This is a genomic window from Microvirga yunnanensis (assembly GCF_025460875.1).
In genome coordinates, this window is sequence record NZ_JAMXFI010000052.1 from 1 (window position 1) to 22,146 (window position 22,146).

19 protein-coding genes are annotated in these 22,146 nt (G+C 65.0%); 8 read left to right on the forward strand and 11 right to left on the reverse strand.

Going from position 1 to position 22,146, the window contains the following annotated elements; all coding sequences use genetic code 11:
* The first annotated feature begins 197 nt into the window (after positions 1–197).
* Positions 198–1,400 carry a TAXI family TRAP transporter solute-binding subunit gene (locus NF876_RS23125; protein ID WP_262265808.1) on the forward strand — a complete coding sequence of 401 codons (1,203 nt, stop codon included), beginning with the start codon at positions 198–200 and terminating at the stop codon, positions 1,398–1,400.
* A 1,011-nt stretch (positions 1,401–2,411) separates the two neighbouring features.
* On the opposite strand, the gene NF876_RS23130 is transcribed toward NF876_RS23125, so the two are convergent.
* The gene (locus tag NF876_RS23130) at positions 2,412–2,750 is read right to left on the reverse strand and encodes a putative quinol monooxygenase (protein ID WP_262265807.1); all 339 of its coding nucleotides are present in this window, start codon (positions 2,748–2,750) and stop codon (positions 2,412–2,414) included.
* A gap of 86 nt (positions 2,751–2,836) precedes the next feature.
* Positions 2,837–3,559, reverse strand: coding sequence for a VOC family protein (locus tag NF876_RS23135; RefSeq protein ID WP_262265806.1), 723 nt, complete (start codon positions 3,557–3,559; stop codon positions 2,837–2,839).
* A gap of 572 nt (positions 3,560–4,131) precedes the next feature.
* Between NF876_RS23135 and NF876_RS23140 the strand changes: the two genes are divergently transcribed.
* Entirely contained in the window at positions 4,132–4,686 is a 555-nt protein-coding gene (locus NF876_RS23140) for a putative antibiotic biosynthesis monooxygenase (RefSeq protein WP_262265805.1), read from the forward strand.
* A 1-nt stretch (position 4,687) separates the two neighbouring features.
* Positions 4,688–5,404 carry a TMEM175 family protein gene (locus NF876_RS23145; protein ID WP_262265804.1) on the forward strand — a complete coding sequence of 239 codons (717 nt, stop codon included), beginning with the start codon at positions 4,688–4,690 and terminating at the stop codon, positions 5,402–5,404.
* Between the two features lie 94 nt (positions 5,405–5,498).
* Here NF876_RS23145 and NF876_RS23150 read toward each other — a convergent pair whose 3' ends face one another.
* Entirely contained in the window at positions 5,499–5,996 is a 498-nt protein-coding gene (locus tag NF876_RS23150) for a VOC family protein (RefSeq protein ID WP_262265803.1), read from the reverse strand.
* Between the two features lie 44 nt (positions 5,997–6,040).
* Here NF876_RS23150 and NF876_RS23155 point away from each other — a divergent pair, with 44 nt between their 5' ends.
* Positions 6,041–6,193, forward strand: a complete 153-nt coding sequence (locus tag NF876_RS23155) for a hypothetical protein (RefSeq protein ID WP_262270901.1) — start codon at positions 6,041–6,043, stop codon at positions 6,191–6,193.
* A gap of 195 nt (positions 6,194–6,388) precedes the next feature.
* On the forward strand, positions 6,389–7,759 hold the full coding sequence (locus NF876_RS23160) for an ATP-binding protein (RefSeq protein ID WP_262265802.1): 1,371 nt from the start codon (positions 6,389–6,391) through the stop codon (positions 7,757–7,759).
* Here the strand turns inward: NF876_RS23160 and NF876_RS23165 are convergent.
* The 6 genes from NF876_RS23165 to NF876_RS23190 all read right to left on the reverse strand — a co-directional run bounded on the left by NF876_RS23165 (position 7,722) and on the right by NF876_RS23190 (position 17,100).
* On the reverse strand, positions 7,722–8,501 hold the full coding sequence (locus NF876_RS23165) for a beta/alpha barrel domain-containing protein (protein ID WP_262265801.1): 780 nt from the start codon (positions 8,499–8,501) through the stop codon (positions 7,722–7,724). The two genes, NF876_RS23160 and NF876_RS23165, sit on opposite strands and share 38 nt — an antisense overlap.
* 137 nt (positions 8,502–8,638) lie before the next feature.
* Entirely contained in the window at positions 8,639–10,330 is a 1,692-nt protein-coding gene (locus NF876_RS23170) for an FAD-dependent oxidoreductase (RefSeq protein ID WP_262265800.1), read from the reverse strand.
* 1 nt (position 10,331) lies between these two features.
* Entirely contained in the window at positions 10,332–12,548 is a 2,217-nt protein-coding gene (paoC, locus tag NF876_RS23175) for an aldehyde oxidoreductase molybdenum-binding subunit PaoC (protein WP_262265799.1), read from the reverse strand.
* Positions 12,549–12,551: 3 nt separating this feature from the next.
* Positions 12,552–13,502: an FAD binding domain-containing protein gene (locus tag NF876_RS23180; RefSeq protein WP_262270902.1), complete on the reverse strand. Its 951-nt coding sequence runs from the start codon at positions 13,500–13,502 to the stop codon at positions 12,552–12,554.
* Complete coding sequence (gene paoA, locus NF876_RS23185) at positions 13,499–14,143, reverse strand: aldehyde dehydrogenase iron-sulfur subunit PaoA (protein ID WP_262265797.1); 645 nt, start codon at positions 14,141–14,143, stop codon at positions 13,499–13,501. Before paoA ends, NF876_RS23180 begins: the two co-directional genes overlap by 4 nt.
* A gap of 101 nt (positions 14,144–14,244) precedes the next feature.
* On the reverse strand, positions 14,245–17,100 hold the full coding sequence (locus tag NF876_RS23190; protein ID WP_262265796.1) for an ATP-binding protein: 2,856 nt from the start codon (positions 17,098–17,100) through the stop codon (positions 14,245–14,247).
* Positions 17,101–17,256: 156 nt separating this feature from the next.
* Here NF876_RS23190 and NF876_RS23195 point away from each other — a divergent pair, with 156 nt between their 5' ends.
* Both NF876_RS23195 and NF876_RS23200 read left to right on the forward strand, forming a co-directional pair.
* Complete coding sequence (locus NF876_RS23195) at positions 17,257–17,670, forward strand: GFA family protein (protein ID WP_262265795.1); 414 nt, start codon at positions 17,257–17,259, stop codon at positions 17,668–17,670.
* Between the two features lie 212 nt (positions 17,671–17,882).
* Positions 17,883–18,899, forward strand: a complete 1,017-nt coding sequence (locus NF876_RS23200; protein WP_262265794.1) for an XdhC family protein — start codon at positions 17,883–17,885, stop codon at positions 18,897–18,899.
* A gap of 310 nt (positions 18,900–19,209) precedes the next feature.
* Here the strand turns inward: NF876_RS23200 and NF876_RS23205 are convergent, their stop codons facing one another.
* The gene (locus tag NF876_RS23205) at positions 19,210–19,353 is read right to left on the reverse strand and encodes a hypothetical protein (protein ID WP_262265793.1); all 144 of its coding nucleotides are present in this window, start codon (positions 19,351–19,353) and stop codon (positions 19,210–19,212) included.
* 161 nt (positions 19,354–19,514) lie between these two features.
* Here NF876_RS23205 and NF876_RS23210 point away from each other — a divergent pair, with 161 nt between their 5' ends.
* On the forward strand, positions 19,515–20,570 hold the full coding sequence (locus NF876_RS23210; protein WP_262270903.1) for an IS110 family RNA-guided transposase: 1,056 nt from the start codon (positions 19,515–19,517) through the stop codon (positions 20,568–20,570).
* Between the two features lie 510 nt (positions 20,571–21,080).
* Here NF876_RS23210 and NF876_RS23215 read toward each other — a convergent pair.
* A complete protein-coding gene (locus tag NF876_RS23215; protein WP_262266335.1) occupies positions 21,081–21,890 on the reverse strand; it encodes a Crp/Fnr family transcriptional regulator in 810 nt (269 codons plus the stop codon).
* Between the last annotated feature and the right edge of the window lie 256 nt (positions 21,891–22,146).

Genomic DNA, 22,146 nt, shown 5'->3' on the forward strand with positions numbered 1-22,146 from the left:
ATCCAGTCTGCAGCCCTCTTTGACCCCAAGCGGACCTTTGAGAGATTACCCAGCGCTAGTGTTTGCGCTCCCAGCCAATTAACCATGAAGTGAAAGATTGCCTTTCAAGGGGGCCAGCGTCGTAGACAGCACCGCCCACGCTGATCAACATGGCTCGTGGAACGGCGACAGGGCTGGGGATCACCGGGGGCACTGTCATGTTTCGTCCCGTATGGCTGCTCCTGGCGGCAGTTCTTTGTTTGAGCTTGGAAGGGTGCTCTAACGAGGCCCCTCGCACCGTGGCGGCTGCTGGGCAGGTCACGGGCGCTGCATCCAAGAGCGCCTTGCCTGTCTCAACCGGCCCATCCCACCAAGACCCGGTGCAGACAAGCGAGCGCCGCCCGTTCACAATTCTCGCGGGTGGCGATGGGCTCGCTGATGACCGTCTCGTCGACAACCTTGCGACAGCCCTTGAGCGCAATCGTCGCCACCTCCGGCTCGAGAGGAGCAAGGGACCTCAGCGCGACCTTCTCGCGCTCCTCAACAATCCCGGCATCGATGTCGCGATCATTCCGACGGACGCCATCGAGTCACTGCCTCGCCAAGTGCGAGCAGGGGCGCGTGATCACCTGCGCTACCTTTTTCGGGTTCCGAGCCAGCGGCTGCACATCTTGGCCCGAATTGACGTCACGAACATTTATGACCTCAACGGGCGGAAGGTCGACATCGGCGAGCCAGGCAGCGGCGAGTATCTGACAGCGCGCCTCATCTTCGACAAGCTTGGCATCAAACCGGAATTCACGAACTCTGATCAGACCACAGCGCTCCAGCAGCTCCGTTCGAACGCGATCCAAGGGGTGGTTCTTCTCGCCTCAGAGACGTCCAAGGAGGTTCTCGCGTTTGAACCCGGTGGCGCTTATCACCTCGTACCCATTTCGTTTGAGACGATTGCGTCTCCGTTGGGGGAGCTTATTGTCCATTATGCTCCAAGCCAGATCACGGCTGAGGAGTATCCCAATCTTGTCGAACAGGGCCGCCAGCTTGACACGATCGCCGTCAGTCGTGTGCTCGCTCTTCGCAACTGGCCGGAGGGAAGCGCTCATTACGAGCGCCTCGCGGATTTCAATGAATCTCTTTCGAGCTATTTGTTTGAACAGCTTCAGAAGTCAGTCGACAACGGAACCAATCCTGCCGAGCAGGCGCTGAATTGGAATCGGTTTAGGCCGACCGAGGTCCTGCTCGCACGCAAAGCCCAACAGGCTGAAGAGCATCGTGCGTTCGAGGGGTTTACGGTGGCACAGGGCGCTTGCCCTCTGCCGGACGCAGCAGCGCGCGAGCGCCTGTACAACGACTTTCTGACGTGGCGGAAGGCCCGGGACCAAGATCCGAGCTCCGCTGGTTCTGGTCCTGGTAAACGATGACAAACGCACTCCGCTGGAGAAATCAACAGAAGACCTGAAGGGCTGAAATCCTGCTGAGCGATTGCAATGGTCAGGTGCTGGCACTGGGCTGACCTTAGCCATAATTCTGCATTGGAGGCGTGAGCTGACCTTCACAGGCAGGAGCTCAATAGCTCAGATTGACCCAGAGCTGACTCTAGGTGTCCTGAGACAGCGTATTTTGTATACGCCAGGGTTAAGGCCTGTCCGCAAGATCAGGTTATTTGCGTCTTGGCGACGGGCTGCATACGAGGTGGGATGGCTATCGTTGCGAGTTCTCCAAGACTGTCATTATCGGCGACAGTGACTCAGGCACGAGCTGGTTGGCCGAGAGACTGGCTGAAGGCCCCGGCACAGTCGCAATCGATCTGGATGCCATTCGTCGAATGCCGCGCGGCTATAATGGCCGGCGGGAGCCTGTTCTCGCGAAGAGCATGATCCGCGATCAAGCCTCCAAGGCTCGTTGGATTATTGACGGGGGCTATGGGTGGCTGGCATATGAAGGTTTACCTTCTGCCACAGCCTTCATTTGGCTCGATCTGCCCGATGCCGAGTGCATTGACAACATTCGAGCGCGGGCCTCGCAGGGGCGGCGACAAGGCCTCCTTCGAGGTGCTGATCGCTTGGGCCGGAGAGTACTGGATCCGCGACAATGCGAACTCCTTCACAGGGCCTTCGCGGCTCTTCGACCTTTTCGAGGGCCGGAAGCTCAACCTGCGAGCCCGAGCGGAAATGACTAACGTTCTCGAAACATTTTTTGTAGCTCGGCGGCTCTCAAGAAGCTCTTCCCCGGGAGTGTTGCTGACTAGTTCGAGGCCATTCAGGGTTCTTGCCAGAGCCCCAGAGTGACCGTTTACGAGCCAGTTCCCTACGATTCAGCGCAAATGTTTCGGGCACGCTGAAACGACACCTTTTTCTCATGGCGAGGGGCCCGCAGTTTGGCCCATGCTCAAGCCCCTTGCGACGGAGTCCGCCGGCATGGCTCCAGCGCCGTCAGACTCCCAGGATTTCCATTCGCAGCACCTCGACACCACCATCCGCAAGATCCGGCAGCCGCGAAAACCAGTCCTGGACGTACGGCATCCCATTGTGGGCCTCGAAGTCTTCGAGAGTCGCGAAGACCTCGTAGAAGATGAAATGGCCAGGCGATTTCCTGTTCTCCTGAAGGAAGTAGACAAGGTTCTTGGGATCACCCCGTACCAAGTCGATCAGCGTCAGCGTCACGGCCCGCAGATCGGCTTCCTTGCCCGGCTTGGCGCGGACCTGCGCCACGACGGAGTAGGCTCCCCGAAGGACACTCGCGTAGCCCTGTCCTGGACCGTTGGCCGCCATCGTGCATCTCCTTTGTCGCGGGCCGCCAGGCCTTGGGCTCGAGCGGCGGCCGATATCGAGCGGGTTTGGGCCTCGGGCAAGAGCGATCAGCGCGGGACGCGGAGCCGGTCGTGCTCCGCGGCAGCGTCCGCGAACCGCTGCTTCACGGGGCCGAGCACCTTCACGAACTCGAGTTGCTCCCCTTCCGGGCCCTTGCAGTAGATCAGTTCCCAGCCGTCGGACGGGGCCACCGTCACCTTGTTCGTGTTCGCATCCCGGGGCGCGGCACGGCGTTCCTCCTCGGTGCGCACACGCACGATCCGGTTGGCCCGCACCTGCGTCATGCCGCGGCGGACCGACTCGGCCTCGAGGTCGCTGATGAACTGGTTGAAGTCGACGTCGTCGCGCACGTAGAAGCAGATATGCATCATGCGCGGGAAGGCCGGGCTCATGTTCTGAACCGGCGGGGCGAAGCTGTTCGGTCCGCCCATGGGCTCGCCGGCGTTGCGGTACTGCAGCAGCTCGACGACCACGTTGTCGAATCGGACGAACCGCACGTCGAGGCGCTGGTCTCCGCTCCTCAGGTCGGGTACGCCGATGGTGCGCGGGTCAACTTGAAGCTCGTTGGCGCGGATCTCCTGGTCGGCCAGCAAGGTATTCTGGACGGCGTCACCCTGGAAGTCGCCGTGGAAGAATACCTTCGTGCCGCCCAGCACCTCCGTGTAGAACTCATAGGCCCTGTCCATGTTCTGGACGGTCAGCCCGAAGTGCTGAATGCCCTGAAGCCGCACCCCCAACGGTCCGACGGCTGGCGCGGCGTTGTTGGGCATGAATACCTCCTGTTGTGCGGCTTGAAGCGCGATGACATCGATACTCAGGCCGCGAGGTTCCTCGTGACCAAAACTCGTCATGTCCAATAACAGCCTAGCGTCCGGGGGAGGTGGAGTGAAAATGAAACCATGAAAAAGGGTGTAAATCTGAGACGGCGCCGGTGCTCGACTCTGGAGACGGCATGCACGCTGGATCCCAGGTTCCTGCCAGGTCTGTGCCTTTCAGCGTTTTACCTCCTTTTACAACTGGGCGTTTGACGAGGCTGCTAGCTTGGGCGGACGACGCGACCTGCGCTGGAGATCTCGGATGATGCACACGATCCAATGGGCTGGCCCGGCCGGGAGCGACTCGCCTTTCATGGGTGTCAACGGTGACCGGCGGGAGACCACGGTCAACGCGCGAACGAGCTTGCGCGACGCCTTACGCGAGCCCCCTGATCTGACCGGAACCAGGGCGGCGCATCGCTCGATGTGGCCCGAAGAGCCATGTCCGTGAAAACCCACTCAATCTGTCCGCACGGTTCACGAGCGGGCAGCCGCGAACGATGGTTTCTCAGCCGAGGAGGTCCGCCGTGCTGACCACCATCACGTCCCTGATTTCCCGGCACGGCCGCGAGGAAGAGGTGGTCCGCCACTTCAAGCAGGCCTTCGCCCGCGCGGAAGGAGAGACCCACCATCTCTCCACCCTGCTGATCCAGCAGCTCGGCGGGCTGAACTTCCTCGTGTCGCAGTTCGCCAACGAGGGCGAGTTGGAGAAGTGGCAAGCCTCGCCGGCACATCGGGAGATGATCCAAGCCCTTGAGCAGGACTCCTTGCGCGAGTTGTGCAAGTTGGGCGGCCCAGTCGTCCACGTTGTCGTGCCAGGCGAAGGATCCGGGCCCAAGTGGAAGGTGTTCGTGTCGACTTGGGTCGTCACCTATCCGTTGCTGCTGATCATGAGTCTCGGGTTGACGGCCGGGGCGCCGGACCTGCCGCTCGCAGCTCGCCTGGCGATCACGTCTGTGACGCTCTCGATCGCGTCGATCTGGATCATCACGCCGATCGCCATGGCCTGGACCCGGACCTGGCGGCTCAACAACCAGCAGATGCAGGTCGACGTCATCCGGTACGAGCCACCGGACGAATAGGATGGTGACCCAAGCCTCGGATCGGTTCGGCCGGGCTCCGGGACGCTCCGGGACTCGGTGGCGACCCGGACGGGAAGCCGCCCGCGGGACGGGGCGTGTCGAGGCGTTCAGCGACGCCGTGATCGCCATCATGCTGACCCTGCTCGCGGTCGAGCTCCTCAAGTTCGATCCGGCTGCGGCTCGGGACCATGGACTTCTAGTCGAGCTGACCCGGAGGTGGCCGTCGTACCTCGCTTTCGCCTTGACCTTCGTGGTCGTCGGTCAGATCTGGATGACCCACCACAACCTGTGGCGCTACATTGCCAAGGTTGACCAGGGCATCTGCATTTTCAATCTGCTGCTGATGGCTTTCCTCGCCGTGACCCCGTTTGCAGCCGAGATCCTCGCCGACAGCTTCGCCACTCTGCCCCGCGCCGACCAGCGCGTGGCCGCGAGCCTCTACTCGACGGTCATGCTCGGCCAGGCAATCGCCTTCAACATCATCCTGTGGTGGGCCCGCCGGCGGAACCTGCTGGACTCACGGGTAGACGGCAGGCTGTACCGGGCGATTGCCACTCGCTACCTCTACGGACCGTCGATCTACGCGGCGGCGTTTCTTGTCGGCTTGTTCATGCCGGTGCTCGGGATGGCCTGTTACGTCGCCGTGATCCTGCTCTATCTGCGGCCGGGTCCGGGCGACCTGCCGCCCGGACCCGCGAGCGCGGGAACGGTGGAGTAGAGGACCTCGCAGCCCTCCGGGCCGACGCCGAACGTTGCGTCCTTCCAGGAGCGGAGCCTCGGACATGAAAGTGGGTTCGAGGCTCGAGCGGCCGCTACTGTCCCCGGTTCGCGTACATTAATTCGGTGGAGTGGCTGTAGATCTCGATTAGGTTGCCCCAGGGGTCCTCGCAATAGACGGCCTGGAAGGGCTTGCCTTCGTAGAGCGGCCAGACGGCCGAGCGCTGCCTCCCACCGCTTTCCGCGATGCGCCTGGCCAGTCCCTCGATATCGGGATCGACGAGGCAGAAATGGAAGACGCCCGTCTTCCAGTACTCGAAGTTGTTCTCCGCCGGCTCGGAACGGGGCCTAATGAACTCGAAGAGCTCGATGCCAACGCCGTTGGCGGTCGCCAGGTGGCACACGTAGCCCTCCTCGAAGCGGTCGCCGAAGATGCCGCGGAAGACCTCGCCGATATGCGAGCCGTCCCTCCTGATGTGCAGGGGGCCGATCGGATGCCGGCATCCCAGGATGTCCTGGTACCACTTGGCCGCGGCGGCGATGTCCGTGACGGTCAGTCCAACATGCGTGACAGGAACGGGATGGTAGCTCATCGCAGCTCTCCTATGAGGGGAAAGCCGGATGATAGGCCAGCCGCTTGCGCGACTGGCGTGAAGAGATGCAAAACCGCGAAAATGTCAGCGTTGCGGGATTGATGCCAGGTCGGCGCCAGAGCGTCATCATCGACAGCCGGCTGGTCCCGGTAACCGGCTGCACGGCGGTGATTTTAACCCGGTTTGACCACGCTTAACCGGCCGACTCGCAGGGAGCGTTGTAGCATCGGCCAAGAATCATGGAGAGTGAGAGTACGGTGATGAAACGGCCATCGGAGTAGAGATCCCGTCGCGGGCTGCCCTGTCGGAGTGCGCCCGAACCGAACCGACCAAGGGGCGAAACAGCCCGTGGCCGAAAGACCGGCCGAGGGCGCGAACCGGCGCGAGATTGCATGCCCAGCGTGGACGAAGACTGCTTCGCGTTCTCCCGATTCCGTCTCCTGCCCCGGGAACGGACGCTCACGTTCGACGCGGATCCGGTGCCTGTGGGCAGCAGAGGCTTCGAAATTCTCCGGACGCTCGTCAGCCGTGCCGGCTCCGTCGTGAGCACGGGAGAGTTGATGGAGGCCGCCTGGCCCAACATCACCGTCGGCGAGGCCAACCTGCGCGTGCAGATTGCCGCGCTGAGAAAGGTGCTCGCCCGCTGCGAGACCGCCGGCCGCGCCATCGAAACCGTCCCGCTGCGCGGATACTGCTTCGTGCTGCCCGCACTGGTGGAACCACGGCCAATGCCGCCCTCCCGCGCATTTTCTCAGGCAATCCCGGCGGTGATCGGTCGCCATGATGTCATGGCGGATGTCGCGCAGGCGCTGGGAGAGCGCCGACTCGTCACGATCACCGGTCCGGCTGGGATCGGGAAAACGACGGTCGGAGTCGCGACCGCCTCGGCCCTTGCCGGGTCGTACGAGGGCAGGACCGCCTATGTGGACTTCTCCGATGTCGGCTGTCGAGCCGGCATCGTCGACAAGATGGTTGCCGCCCTCGACGTCGGGAGCCACGACGGCACGGTCGCGGATCTGGTAGCGGCACTCCGTGCCGGACCGCACCTTCTGCTGCTGGACACCTGCGAGCATCTGGTCGAGCACGTCGCCTCGCTGGCCGAAGAACTGTTGGCGATGTGTCCGGACCTTTGCCTCCTCGTGTGCAGCCGCGAGATTCTCAGGGCCACTGGGGAACGGACGTTCCGACTGCCCTCTCTCAGCTTTCCCGAGGTCGAGGACGATCTTTCATCCCGAAACGCGACGGATTACACGGCCATTTCGCTGTTCATCGAACGAATGGGATCACTCCCGTCGAACCTCGGTGGGCAGGACCTCACGGCCATTGCCGAGATCTGCCGACGGCTGGACGGAATCCCACTCGCTCTCGAATTCGCCGCAGCACGGGTGCCGGATCTCGGGCTGACGGAGATCGCCTCTCGCCTGGACGACGGCTTCTCGATCCTGACCCGCGGCAAGCGAACCGCCCTGCCTCGGCACCGGACGCTCTATGCGGCCCTGGAGTGGAGCTTTGGCCTCCTAACCTCGAGCGAGCGCGCCCTTCTCAAGGCGATTGCAACGCTTCCTCGGACGTTCAGCGCGGCAGAGGCGGTCGAGATCGGAACATTGGCGGGCTGCCGCGACGTGCACCAGGCCCTGTCAGGATTGTTCGAGAAGTCGCTCGTCAACGTCGACGCCCGCCACAATGCGCTTCGCTATCGGCTGCCGGACATAACCCGGGCCTTCGTCAAAGCGCACCGTTCCGCGGCGGAGAGTGGATGTTGAACCTTCGTTTGAACTCTGACAGGAGACCCGGGGCCCGAGGATCGCTCAGGCTGAACGACACCGCGTCCGCCCAACGGTCTTCGACGAGGTGCACGGCCGCGGCCACCCGATTGCACCCCGCCGCCACGATCACTCCCGGAAATGCCGTCCGGATCTCGGTTGCGCGCCGACACGACGGCCACCCCGTCGTCCACGACGGCAGCCCGGTCAGGTGCACGTAGGCAACCTCGTAGTCCCGTGCGAGCGCCAGCGCCTCCGATACGGGTAACGCGGCGCTCCTGAGGCCGGACAGTCGAAGACCGAGCTGGGTCCGATCCAGGAAATCGGGAACGTCGCCGAGCAATTCCTCGAGCGTGTCCGCCGCCACGGCCGCTTTTGCCTGCGAGAGGTCGAGTTCGACCCCGTCGTAGCCCCGGTTGCGAGCCCATGCGGCGGAATGCTCCCACCGCATGCCTGCCCGAGGGCCGGACAGGTCCACCCGGATCCGGGCGATCGACCATCGGCCATGGCCATGCGCCGACTTGAGCCACTGCGCGGCAAGGGTGTTGCGCGCGGCGTCGATCTGTCCCATGCCCTCGATGGATGGCCCGAGATCATGGATCACGGCGCTCCCGACGAGAGCCCTCGACAGGCGTCGAAGGTCCGCGGCCGCATTCGGGCCGGCCCTGAACGGCAGGTCCATTATGACGCGATGACGGCACTCCAAGTGCCCGAGATCTAGTCCGGTGAACAGCTTGGGCATGTCAGGCCATCCAGACTCCGGGAGCCCCGTTCGGAGCGCTACGCCTAGCCGTCGGTCCGATGCTCACTTCCTTAAGCGGCGCATCGTTCGGCGTGGCCCCGAAGGGCCGCGTCAGCGAAAACCGGGTCCACTTTTCACTAGCGTGGCCCGCTGCGTCCGCACGATGCGCTAAGCCAGCGATGGATTTCGGAAAGGACCACGGCTCCTTCACCAACGGCTGCGGCCACACGCTTGACCGAGCCCGACCGGACGTCCCCGGCGGCGAAGATGCCCGGACGGCTCGTCCGGTAGCGCCCGGTCCCGACGCCGTCGGCTTCTCCGGTGAGAACGAAGCCATGGCGGTCGAGCTCCACGCAGCCCCGCAGCCAGCCGGTGTTCGGCACCGCGCCGAGCATGAGAAACAGGTTCGAGGCCTCCGCCAGCCTCTCGGTCCCATCGCGGCACGACCATCGGACGCGGGTCAGGGCCGAGTCTCCGTCAAGACCCGTCACCGTGGCTCCCGTGTGGATCGATATGCGATCCGACGCTTCGAGCCGGCGCAGGAGATAATCGGACATGGTGTCGGCCAATTCTGAGCCCCGAACGAGCACATGCACGTGTCGGGCATGCGACGACAGGAACAGGGCTGCCTGACCGGCCGAGTTGCCGCCGCCCACCACGACAACGTCCGCGTCGTGGCAGAGCTTCGCCTCCATGCCCGTTGCCGCATGGTGGATCCCGCGCCCGTGGAAGCGGTCGATGCCGTCGAGCTCCAGGGAGCGGTAGGTCGCGCCGACGGCCACGAGGACAGCGCGCGCGGTGATGCGCTCGCCGCTGTCGAGGCGCAGAACGAACGGGCAGCGCTCGCACTCGATCGCCTCGATGCCACGAGCGACCATCAGCCGTGCACCGAACTTCTGCGCCTGCACGAGCGCCTTGGCGGCGAGGGTCTGGCCCGAAAGGCCCAGCGGGAAGCCGGGATAGTTCTCTATGCGGGAGCTCGTGCCGGCCTGGCCGCCCGGGCCCACCGTGTCGACGACGATGGTGTCGACTCCTTCCGAGGCCGCGCCGACCGCGGCGGCCAGTCCGGCAGGACCGGCGCCGATGACCGCGAGATCGTGGATGTGATCCGCGTCCACGGGCTCGGACACGCCCAGCGTGTCGGAAAGATTTCTGTCGTCGGGATGGCGCAGGACCGCCCGCCCCCCGACAATAACGACGGGCAGATCGTCCGCACCTGCGCCGGCAGCCGCCAAGAGCCGGCGTGCGTCGGGATCCTCATCGATGTCGAGCTGCCGGTGCGGGCAGCCGTTGCGCGAGAGAAACCGACCGATGCGGAGGAACTCGGGATCAACCCGGCTGCCGATCAGGATGGTTCCGCCGACCGCGTTCTGGATCATCCCCTGGCGGCGTAGGATCAAGGCCCGCCACAGGATGTCGGCGATGTCGGGCTGGGCTTCGGTCAGGCGCCGGAAGTCGGCCCGATCGAAGCACAGGACCCTTGCGGGTTGCACGGCGCGCGCCGAGACGAGGGTCGCGCGTCGGCTTAGTTGGTCGAACTCCCCAGTGAACTGGTGACGGCCGTAAGTCACTACGACGGACGGTTCCTCGTCAAGGGAATCGCTCAGGATCTCAACGGCGCCTTCGAGGACGACGTGGAGATCGACCCCTCTTTCGCCCGACCGGTAGAGAAACGCGCCGGCCTCGAACGATCGGATCCGGCCGTAAGGCTCCATGCGGTCGATCATCTCGCTGCTGAGGGTGGGGAAGACCTGCTCCTTCTGGTCGACGTAAACGTCTGGTCCGGCCTCTTCACCGATCCAACCCCCAGTCTGCAGGACACGTCCCATGTCACGAAACCGGGGGCAAGCGGTCAAGATGCTTGTCCAGAGTGATTGGATAGTCGCGCACTCGGACGCCCGTGGCGTTGTAGACGGCGTTGGCAACGGCGGCCGCCGCGCCACATAGTCCGATCTCGCCGATCCCCTTGGCTTTCATGGGAGACGAGACTGGATCTGGGTGGTCGAGGAAGATCACCTCCTGATGCGGGATGTCGGCGTGGACCGGGACTTCGTAGCCCCCGAGGTCATGATTGATGAAGAGCCCGTAGCGGGGATCGACCGCGAGAGTTTCCATGAGCGCGGCACCGACGCCCATCGTCATGGCCCCGATGACCTGGCTCCGCGCCGTAAGAGGGTTCAGGATGCGTCCGGCATCGACGACCTGGAGCATGCGCCGCACACGGACCTCGCCGGTGAAGCTGTCGACGCCTACCTCGGCAAACTGTCCCGCGAAAGTCGCCTGGACATAGGCCTTGTCCAGGTCGCCATAGGCGATACCGTCCTCACCGATGAGCGGGCCGGCCTTGGCGGCCTCGGCGAGCGGAACGGAGCGCCCACCGGCCGTGACCATGCCGCCGGAGAACTCGACGTCGTTGCCGCGTAGCCCAAGCTTTTCTGCGACCATCTCCCGGAGCTTGACGCAGGCGGCATAGAGACCAGAAGTCGAGTTGTTGGCGCCCCACTGGCCTCCCGACCCTGCAGCCTTGGGGAAGTCGGAGTCGCCAAGCCTCACGGTCACGGCCTGGACAGGAACGCCCATCATTTCCGCAGCGGTCTGGGCAAGGATCGTGTAGGTGCCGGTTCCGATGTCGGTCATGTCCGTTTCGACCGTGAGCTTCCCGTCACTCTCCAGTCGGATCCGCGCCGCCGAAGGCATCAGGAGGTTCAGTCGGATGCCGGCCGCGACGCCCATGCCGACCAGCCACTTGTCGTCGCGGACAGAACCCGGCTTGGCGTTCCGGCGGGACCACCCGAAACGCTCCGCACCAATCCTGAGGCACTCGACAAGGTGGCGCTCGGAGAACTTCCTGTTTGGATCACGCGGATCCGTCTGTGTATCGTTCAGGATGCGCAGCTCGACAGGGTCCATGCCGAGCTTCTCGGCGAGTTCGTCCATCGCCATTTCGAGCGCCATGAGCCCGGGCGCCTCGCCGGGCGCGCGCATGTCGTTGGCTTCGCCGAGGTCAAGCTCGGCCAGCGTCAAATACATGTCTCGGTTGGGAGCCGCATAGAGAAGCTTGGTCGGCGCAACCGCCGCCTCGGGCGCGCCGCCCGGCAGGTTGCCACTGACGCCCACATGGCCGATGGCCATAAGCCTGCCGTCGCGGTCTGCACCCAGACGGATCCGTTGGAGCGTCGCAGAGCGATGTGTGCCATTGTTGATGATCAGCGGCCGCTGGAGGGTAACCTTCACGGCCCGATCAAACGCCTTCGCTGCGTGGGCGGCCAGCAGGGCGTCGGCACGCAGGTAGAGCTTGCTCCCAAAGCCTCCGCCGATGAAGGGGGACACGATCCGGACGTTAGACTCTGGGAGGCCGAGGATCTGGGCCAACCCCGTTCTTGTCCAGCCCACCATCTGCGTGGACATCCACACGGTCAGCTTGCCGTTCTGCCAAGCAGCGATCGAGGCATGCGGCTCGATCATGGCATGAGTCTGATGAGGCGTCGTGTAGATCGCATCGATCTGAACCGGCGCTGCCGCAAAGGCGGCATCGAAGTCGCCGAGACGGTCATAAATCTTGGCGTCCTTACCCTCGTTGATGTCGACCGCGGGCGTGGCGTTCGCAGCTTCGGCGGCAAGGTCAAACTTTCCTGCCGACTTGTCGTAGCGCACGTCGACTAGTTGCGCGGCCGCCCGGGCCTGCTCGAACGTCTCGGCGACGACGAGCGCCACCGCTTGATGGTAGTGGGAGATCTCGTCGCCGCCGAAGAGGTTCGCAGCTTGCCGTGCGGGAGGCTCGGCAGGCTTGTAGTCGAGCGTCGTGATAATCCCGACCACGCCCGGCGCGGCTTTCGCGGCGGCCGTGTCGATGCTGGTGACGCGACCCTTGGAGATGGAAGAGCCGACCACGTATCCGTAAGCCTGCCGCGGAACCACGTCGTGGCGCTCATAAGCGTAGGGAGCGGTTCCCGTGACCTTCAGCGGGCCATCGACGCGGGATGTGGCGCGGCCGACCGCAGTCTGTCGGTCGATGGGGTTCTGGCCGGCTGGGGATGTGAAGTCCATGGCTCACCGCCTCCCTTCGTCGATCACCAGCGCCAGCGTCCGCTCAGCGAGTGCGATCTTGAATCGGTTGTCCTTTGTCGGCCTCGCATCCTGGAAGGCGCGTTCCGTCACGGCCGACGGCCCCTTCGGCAGGAGCGCTTCCGCCTCCTGCACGCGCCAGGGCTTCGGCGCGACGCTCCCGAACGCGACGCGGCCGGTACCATCCTTCTGCAACACGGCGGCAACCGAGACGATCGCGAAGGCGTAAGAGGCCCGGTCGCGGACCTTGTGATAATGGTGCGTCCCGCCGAGCGGCGGCGGCAGCTTCACCCCCGTGATCAGCTCCCCGTTGCCGAGCGCGAAATCGCGTTCCGGCGCGTCGCCGGGCAGGCGGTGGAACTCGGAAATCGGGAGCGTGCGCATGTTGCCGGAAGGCCCGAGCAACTCTATGTCGGCGTCGAGCAGGCGGAGCGCCACGGCCATGTCGCCGGGGTTCTGAGCAATGCAATGATCGCTCGTGCCGATCACCGCGAGCGAGCGCGAGACACCCTCTAGGGCCGCGCAGCCCGAACCGGGGCGGCGCTTGTTGCAGGGCATGTCGGTGTTGTAGAAATAAGGACAGCGGTTGCGCTGGAGCAGGTTGCCGCCGGTCGTCGCCTTGTTGCGCAACTGCCCTGTGGCTCCGGCCACGATGGCTCGCGACAAGACGCCATAGTCGCGCTTGACCCGCGGGTGCGAGGCGAGGTCGGTGTTGGTGACGAGCGCGCCGATCCGGATTCCGCCATCCTGCGTTTCTTCGATCGTCGTGAAGGGTAGGCCGCGGACGTCGACGAGGTGGGTCGGCGCGTCGATCTGGAGCTTCATGAGGTCCAAAAGGTTCGTGCCGCCTGCGATGAAGCGTGCGCCGGGTGTCGAGGTCACCGCCTGCACGGCCTCTGCCGGGCTCTTGGCCCGTTCGTAGGTGAAAGGCTTCATTCGATCGCTCCACTGGCTTCACTGACGGCTTCGGCGATGTTCGAGTAGGCTCCGCAGCGACAGATGTTGCCACTCATCCGCTCGCGCAGTTCGGCGTTGTCGAGCCTCATCAGGGCCGTCAGGTCGGCGGTGACGTGGCTCGGCACGCCCTTTTTCACCTCGGACGCGAGGGCTACGGCCGAGCAGATCTGGCCTGACGTGCAGTAGCCGCACTGATAAGCGTCATGCTCGATGAAGGCCGCCTGCATCGGGTGCAGCCGATCGGGCGTCCCAAGCCCTTCGATCGTGGTGACGCTGTCTCCCTGGTGCATGACGGCAAGGCTGAGGCAGGAATTGATGCGCGTGCCGTTGACGAGCACGGTGCAGGCCCCGCAATGCCCGTGATCGCACCCCTTCTTGGTCCCTGTCAGCTGCAGGTGCTCCCGCAGCGCGTCCAGCAGGGTCGTCCGGGGGTCCAGCGTCAGCGCGTGGCCGCGGCCGTTCACCTGCAGGGCGACGGTCATGTGGGGTGCGGCTCCGGCCACGGGCCCTGGCGTCGCCGCCTGGGCGGCCGTCGCCCCGGGAACCGAGGCCGTCACCACCGTGGTTAGGGCGCCGGCCGCGAATTCGCGGCGCGAGAGGTCGAGGTCTGGGGTGTTCATGGGCTGCTCCGCGCTGCACGATCCCGATCGGGACAGTTTAAGGAGCCAGGGCCTCAACGCATGTAAAACGGTGAAAAACCGAGCAAATCCGGCAGGAATATCTACAGCTCGGCCAGGAGCGCGCGGGCTCTCGCGAGATCGCCCGTGTCGGAACCGTCGTCGTACTCGGCCAATACGGGCTCGATCAGGTCGCGGGCTTCATCGGTTGAGCCGTTGTCCCGCAGGAGCCTCCCGATGTCGACGATGATCCGGATCCCCCAGGACCGGCAACCGATCTCGACGGTGTTCAGGAGAGCCTCCCGAAGGAGGACGAGAGCCTCGTCGTCGCGGCCGGCGGAGCGCAGGACCACGGCCTTCATGCGGAGAAATTCCGGCCTAATCCACTTCTGGGGGCCCATGTCCAGCACGAAGTCGATGACCTCGCGCGCCTTCCCGTATTCGCAAAGTGCCAGCATTCCCTCGGCGAGCGTGGCGTAATAGCTGTGGTGCCCGATCTGGTTCATCCCGGTCCGAAGCTCGTCGAAGCAGGCTTGCAACTCGGCCAGTGGCGGAGACGGGTCTGTGGCAGCAGCGACGGCGGCGGCGTACAGTCTCGCGAGGGGCAGCCACCCCGCCGCGCCCGACCGGTAGACCGCCCGGGTCAGGATCTCGCAACAGGCGGCGGCCTCGCCGTAAGCGCCACATCTCATGTATGTGAAGATCGCCCCGTGAGCGAGGCAGTGGATGAGAGTCAGGTCGTGATGCGCTCCGCTCGCCACCGTCACGACGTCGCGGGTCAGTGCCAGGGCTTGGCCCGGGCGGCCCATCAGCCAGTGCATGGCGCCCAGATGGACCTGCGCCTTGATGCGCTGATGGAGGAGGCTTTGAGGTATCCCCGGGGTGTCGAAGCCTGGCATCACCTCCAACAGACGTTCCAGCCGCGAGCATGCCGACGGGAAGTCACATTGCAGAGTTTCCCATTCGGAGAGGTGCTTTTCCACCTCCCATTGGGCCGCTCGATCGTTGGCGCGGATCGCCGCCTGCCGCATCGCCTCGAGCGTGTCGGGAGCATCGCTGTCGTAGCCCGGCAGAAGCTGGTAGAGGGCCAGGGCTCCCAGGATGCGGCACTCCGACTTGACATCGCCCAGATCGCGCGCGAGCCGGAGGGCGTCGTCGAACAAGTGCGCTGCCTTGTCCGGGTCGGCGGACAGGTAGGTGTTCGCCGACGCTAGGGCGACCATGATTGCGAGTTGCAGCCTGCGGTCGGTGCCGCCCTGGCGGTCGAACTCGATCAACGCCCGCTCGCAGTTCCGCCGGCTTTCCTCGGCCTGCGAGAGTTCCTGCCAGAGCGGCAGCCCGGCTGCGACGAGCCGAACCCCCAGAAGTGGATCGTTCCCCCGGTTGAGCGTCCACTCGACCGCCCTGCGGAGATCGTCGGATCGCGCGCCGTAGACGGTCCGCCACCGGCGGTTGTTGAGCGCGAGCAGATCCGTCTCCGCCCGTCGGAGCACCTCCAGGAGAAGGTTCGCATGCCGGGCAGAGACTTCGGCGAACTCGCCATGGCTTTCCAGCAGGTTCGTGGCGAAAGCCCGGGTGCTGTCCAGCAGCCGGTAGCGGAGCTCTCCCGATGCCTCGTCCACACTGAACACCGACTTGAGGCGGAGGCCCGAGACGGCGTCGGCCGCCGCCGCCGGGCCGAGGGCCCCGCCCGACACGATCCTGACCTCGTCCGCGCCGAACGTGCCGGCAAACACGGAGGCGGCCCGCAGCATCGCGGCCTCGTCCTCCGTGAGGAGCGCATAGCTCCACTCGAGCGTCATCAGCATCGTCTGGTGACGCAGGGGACCTCCGCCTGCCGAACGCCGCAAGGTCTTGAACCGATCGTCGAGTTCCGCGAGGACCTCCTCCGGGCTCCGTCCGGCCAACCGGGGCGCCACCAGCTCGATCGCCAGTGGCGACCCGTCGAGCCTCCGGCAAATCTCGGCGAAAACGCCGGCATGGCGATCGTTCAGCAGGAGTTCCGCCTTGTCCCGGGCCCTCGCCACCAGGAGCCTCGGCGCCGCGTAGCGCAGGACCTCCGCGATGCCAAGCTCCGGCTCGTCGGGTGGGACGGGCAGGGGCTCCAGCCATATCACCTTCTCGCCCCGGGCACGCAGCACCTGGCGCGACGTGGCGAGGATCCGGACCTCCGGGGCGCTGGCCAGGATAACGTTGGAGATGTGGGCGACGGCCCCGAGCACGTGCTCGCAGGTGTCCAGCACGAGAAGGGCCTTCTGCCCGGCCAAGATGGACACGAGCGATTGCAGGCTGTCGCTGCCGTCGGGGCGGATCCCGAGCGCGACGGCCAGGGACGCTGTGACGAACTCGTCGCTCGCCACCCGGGCAAGGTCGACGAAGGTCACGGCGCCGAGCCCGTCGTCTTCGAAGAACTGCGCGGCCGCCACCGCGACCGTCGTCTTGCCGATCCCACCGGGGCCGGCGATCGTGGTCAGGCGATTGGCGGCGAGCGAAGCCCGGATCGCTGCGATCTCGTCCTCTCGCCCGATCAGCATCGCCAGATCGGGGAGAGAAGCGCCCGGGGACGCGATCTGCCCGGCCGCCCGCCCGGCTTCGTCGTCGTCGCGTAACCAGTAGCCGCGGCCCACAACATTGCCGATGTAGTCGACGGAGGGCGCGTGTTCCCGGAGAGCGCGGCGCAGGGCCGCGACGGTGACCTTCAGGTTGCCGTCGTGCACGGTCAGGTTGGGCCAGACCTTCGCGACGAGAGCCTCCTTGGGGACGAGACTCCCCTTGCTTCTCGCAAGCTCGATCAGGATGTCCATCGACCGGCCGCCGAGGTGCACGGGGTCGTTGCCGCAGGTGAGCTTGCGCCGCGGCACGTCGAGCCGGAACGGCCCGAACCAGGTGACCTTTTCGTCCGCCGAGACCGCGCCGATGATCGTGTCCCTCTCTGCCTTGACGGGGGAGCCTACAATCAAAGCCAGGGTCGTTCCACCCCTGGGAGAGGGGCGGGGACCTGCGGGCCGGCTCCTCTTTGCGACGTTTTACGTCGATTAACAGGCTCGTCCGCGCGATCTCGTATAGGTTTGGGGCACTGCCGGCCGCCCGGGTCGGCTCTAGATCGAGAGGTGGCCATGCCCAAGAAATACACGGGGCGCTGCGCCTGTGGGTCGATCCGATTCGAGTTCGACACGGACCCGCAATTCGTGGCGGTCTGCCATTGCCTGGATTGCAAGAAGGCCTCCGGCGGTGAGGCGGCCACCTTCTTCGGTGTTCCGGACGGGGACTTCAGCCTGGCGGGCGGCTCTCCCAAGCCCTTTCGGTACGTCGCTCAGTCCGGCAAGACGCTTGACCGCAACTTCTGCCCGGATTGCGGGGCACGGGTGTATTCCAGCAACCTTGAAAGCTTTCCGGGGCTGGTATTCGTGACGCTCGGCAGCCTCGACGACCCGACGCTTGTCGAACCCAAGCTGGAGATGTTCACGAAGCGGCGGCTGCCATGGGCGAGGCCGCTCGGATTGGCCGAGTACGCCGCCATGCCAGATTGATGCGGCGAGCCGATGGGATGCCATGCCCGGCATGCGCCGTCCGATATCGCCGCTGGAATCGCCACCGAGGGAACGAAGCCGCGCTGGTGCCTTGGACGGATCGGCCATCGAGACCGCCGGCAGCGATGTGAGACAGTGAACTCCATGTCCGTTGGCACCGGGCGTGAGAGGTTTCCGCAAGTCATGAACCGCCAGATCACCGTTGGTGCCCGATGCTTCGATGCGCTCCTGTCATTCAGGTCGACAACCAGCCTAATGGACGCGATGGCACCCTTGCGGCCGCCGACGCTGCAACCCCTCTCGAGGTCCTGCGGTTTGTCATGGAAGCCGGGCAGCTGGGTCGGCGGGCCGCCTTGGTGACGATCACCGGCCTGACAGGATCGTCATCCCGATCGCTCGGCACCTTGATGGGCGTGGCCGAGCATGGCGGCTTTGCCGGCTCGTTCTCGGGCGGCTGCATCGAGGCAGCGGTCGTCGCCGAAGCCCAGGAGGCGATCCGGGAGGGGCGACCCAGGCTGGTGCGCTACGGGGCAGGCTCCCCGTACATCGACATCAAGCTTCCCTGCGGGGGTGGGGTGGATCTGCTGTTCCAGCCCACTCCCGATCTGGGCGAGATCCGTGAGGCCGTTGCCCGCCTCGAGGGACGACGGCCGCTAAGTCTCACACAGGGACGGGGAGGCGGCCTAAGCCTCCTGCCGGGCTTGGCCCGGCAGGGACACGGCTGGCAGGGAGAGACGTTCGTCTCTTCGTATGCGCCTCCGCTGGCGCTCGTGATCGTGGGACATGGTGCGGAGACCCTCGCCTTGCTTCAACTGGGCCTGGCCCACGGCACCCAAACAAGATTGTTCTCGCCCGACGAGCGGGCCGTCACGGCTGGCAGGGCGCTTGGCGCCATTGCGACAACCCTCACCGTCGCGCGTCCACTGCCGGATCTCGGCGCGGATCCGTGGAGCGCTCTTGTCTTCATGTTTCACGATCATGCCTGGGAGCCGCTGCTTCTGGAACGGGCGCTGATCGAGCCCTGGTTCTTCATCGGTGCGATGGGGAGCCGAGGAACGCATGCCAACAGGCTGGCGACCCTGCGGGAGCGGGGGCTGCCGGACGAGGCGCTCGCGCGCATCGTCGGTCCCCTCGGCCTGATCCCGTCGGCGCGGGATCCTGGCACGATGGCGCTCTCCGCACTGGCGCAGGTGGTCGATCGCTATCGGCAGGCGACAGCCATGGCATAGCGGCTGATCCGGAGCTCGTCGGCTCTGCCTGCTTTATCCCGCCCATATGCCACCCCAGATCGAAGACAACATTGCTCGTCGCAGGTGCCCGTCGGCGCACTCTCGCCGTCGATGGGGCAGCACACTCCCGCGCAGATGAGGCCCCCAGACAAGGCCGTGCTGCTGAGCATGACACGGAGCGCAGTCTCGCGTTTTGCCCCTAAGGTCGAGGTGCCCGCCCGAGGTGGAGGTCCAACCCAGGTCACAGCGGGAGCTCCGGCGGGATGTGGTGGACGCGCCAGTACCGGTGGGGCGCTTCGCCTTTAAGCGGCTAGGCAGACATGCGGCGGACCTCGCCGATGGTCTCGCTGATCTGCCGACACGCGGCCTCCATCGCCTGCTCGCGGGCTTCCGGTCCAAGAACCAGTTTCTCTGCGCGCGTAAAGGTCACTTCGGTACCGAGGGCGCTGCTCACGGGGAACCGGTCACCAAGGTGCGTCGGATGCTTAAAGGATGTAATCCCAGTCTCTCAAGGCCAAACCGTGAAGAAGGACCGCTAATGGGATGGTCCGGCCGTGCTCCTGCCCCGCTTATTCGTAAGCTGTGGGGCTTCGAGCCACGCAAGGAGCACGTTCCATGTCACGGTCTTCTTTCTCTGCTGCGATCGCCACCCTGGGCATCGATCTGGGCAAGAACAGCTTCCATCTCGTCGGTCAGGATCAGCGCGGCACCGTCGTGCTGCGGATCAAACTCTCCCGCGCCCAACTCACGCAGCGGCTGGCCAACATCCCACCTTGCCTGATCGGCCTGGAAGCCTGTGCCGGCGCCCATCACATTGGTCGTCAGCTCCAGGCGCTCGGCCACGACGTGCGCCTGATCCCGGCCCAGTACGTGAAGCCGTTTCTGAAGGGCCACAAGAATGACTACCGCGACGCTGAAGCCATCGCCGAGGCGGTGCAGCGGCCCACCATGTCGTTCGTGGCCATCAAGACGCCCGAGCAGATGGATCTGCTCGCCCTGCACCGCGTGCGTTCACGCCTGGTCAGTCAACGCACCGGCGTGACCAACCAGATCCGCGGCCTGCTGCTCGAGCGCGGCATCACCGTGCGCCAGGGGCTTGCGCCCTTGCGGCAGGCGCTGCCCGGCATTCTGGGTTCGCCCTCTGACGCGCTCTCGCCCCGGCTGGTACGCCTCATCTCTGACCTGATAGAGGACTGGCATCGGCTGGATGAGCGCATTGCCGCGGTCTCGGCCGAGATCGAGGCGCTGGCGGCTCAGGATGAGCACTGTCAGCGCCTGATGAGCGTGCCAGGGGTGGGGCCGATCATCTCGTCGGCCATGGTGGCGGCGATCGGCACCGGGGCCGGGTTCAAGCAGGGGCGGGACTTCGGGGCTTGGCTCGGGCTGGTGCCGAAGCAGGAATCGACCGGCGACCGCACGATCCTGGGCAAGATCTCCAAACGCGGTAACAAGTATCTGCGCACCCTGTTCGTCCAAGCGGCTCACATCGTTCTGGTGAGCCGACCGCATAGAGCCAGACTCGGCCTGTGGCCCTGGATCGAGACCGCCGGGCGGCGGCTGCATCGCAACATGCTGGTGATTGCGCTCGCCAACAAGCTCGCCCGCATCGCCTGGGCGGTGCTGGCGCGAGGGCATGGCTATCAGCCCAGGAGTGCTGCTCATGCCACCTGAGGCGACCTTGCTCGTGAGCCTTTCCAGAATGGGTTCGCGTGAACCATCAGCTCTGAGGGTCGAACGATGACATCTATCAGATAGTCAGCAGCTTTCCCGCCGAGGTCTGCGAGATGACGAAGGAGATGGACGAACGGTCTGCCCGGCGCAACCACAAGACTGGGTGCCAAGATGGCCCACAGAGGTCTTACCGCTAGTCAGCCCTGGATGCGCGCGGATATCCATGATGGCCCAGAGCAAAAGCTCCACCGTGAGGCCTAATACATTGATGCAGCTCTCACGTTCGTCAGTCTGCCAACATCATCTTGCGACGCACGGCCGGACCATACATCCTGGCACTCCTGAGGCGTACGTGTTGGGTCCACTTGGTGGCACATGAAAGCGTCCGGCATGGATGCTTCCGCCGGGATTCCTGACGCCCTTCCCACCCGTGCGGTCATGCCCGCATGTGACGGTGACATCGAGATCCGCTCGGGGCTCCAGCCCGTCTGCGGCATCCAGCCTGGAATCTCAGGCTCTCATCCGAGATCCAGGGCGCCTGCTGCCAGCTTCCGCCTTTTGAGCCGTACTGTCCTCGACATTTGGATAGACGCCAGCCAATACCTGATCGAAATGGCGGCGTAGGGCATTGTTGCAGCCGCACGACAAGGCATCGAGACTATCCAGATCCCGTACCCGCAGGCCGCCCCTCCTGGTCTCCAGCAGGTGACGGCGTTTCAGGGACTGGATGACCCGGCTGACGTAGCTGCGGCCAACCCCCATCATGCTGGCCAACTGCTCCTGCGTCAGGGGGACGTCATGATCGCCCGTTCGATCGATCGCCGCCAGCAGCCATTTCACCGTGCGCTGCTCGATCGTGTGGACCGCATTGCACGCCACTGACTGGAAGACCTGGGCCAGCATGCAGTCCGCATAGCGGGCGAACAGATGCCGCAGGCTCGGCGACCGGGTTTCGAACTCCTCGAGATCCGCGGTCGAGAGGCGCAGGAACGGACCGGGGAACTGGATCTCGGAGCGGGCGAAGGCCGGGAGGCGTCCCTGGCTCACGATCCCGCCAACTGCCCCCTCGCGTCCGATCAGGGCCGTCTCGACCGAGAGGCCGTCCTCAAGCTCGACGACGAAGGACACCAGGCTCGGGCCGCATGGGAAGTAGACGAACCTGACCTCATCCCCGGGCTGGTACAATCGAGCTCCGGCCTCGCCCTCCCACTCCTGGAGCGAGGGCGCCACGATGGCCAGATCTTCCGGCTTGAGAGCGCTCAATAGGTTATTGCAGGCGATCCGCTCCCTGAGGCGAGACGGGATCATGGCAGGCTGCATCGGGCGTCTTTCCTCCACCGGCTACGGCGGTCCAACGCGCCACGGCAACTTACGTTCAATTGTGAACTTTCATGCGCCTTGTGTTCACAAGTGCACAGACGCTCGTGGCTGATTTTGTCTACAAGGACACATAGCCTTCGCCGGAAATTCCTGCCAACCATCGAAGTGCCACCTTGCCGGAATGGTCGACCTCCAGTCGGGAGGAGCTTGAACAAGATGACGCGCATGCGCGACGACGCCGAGATGGCAGTCAACC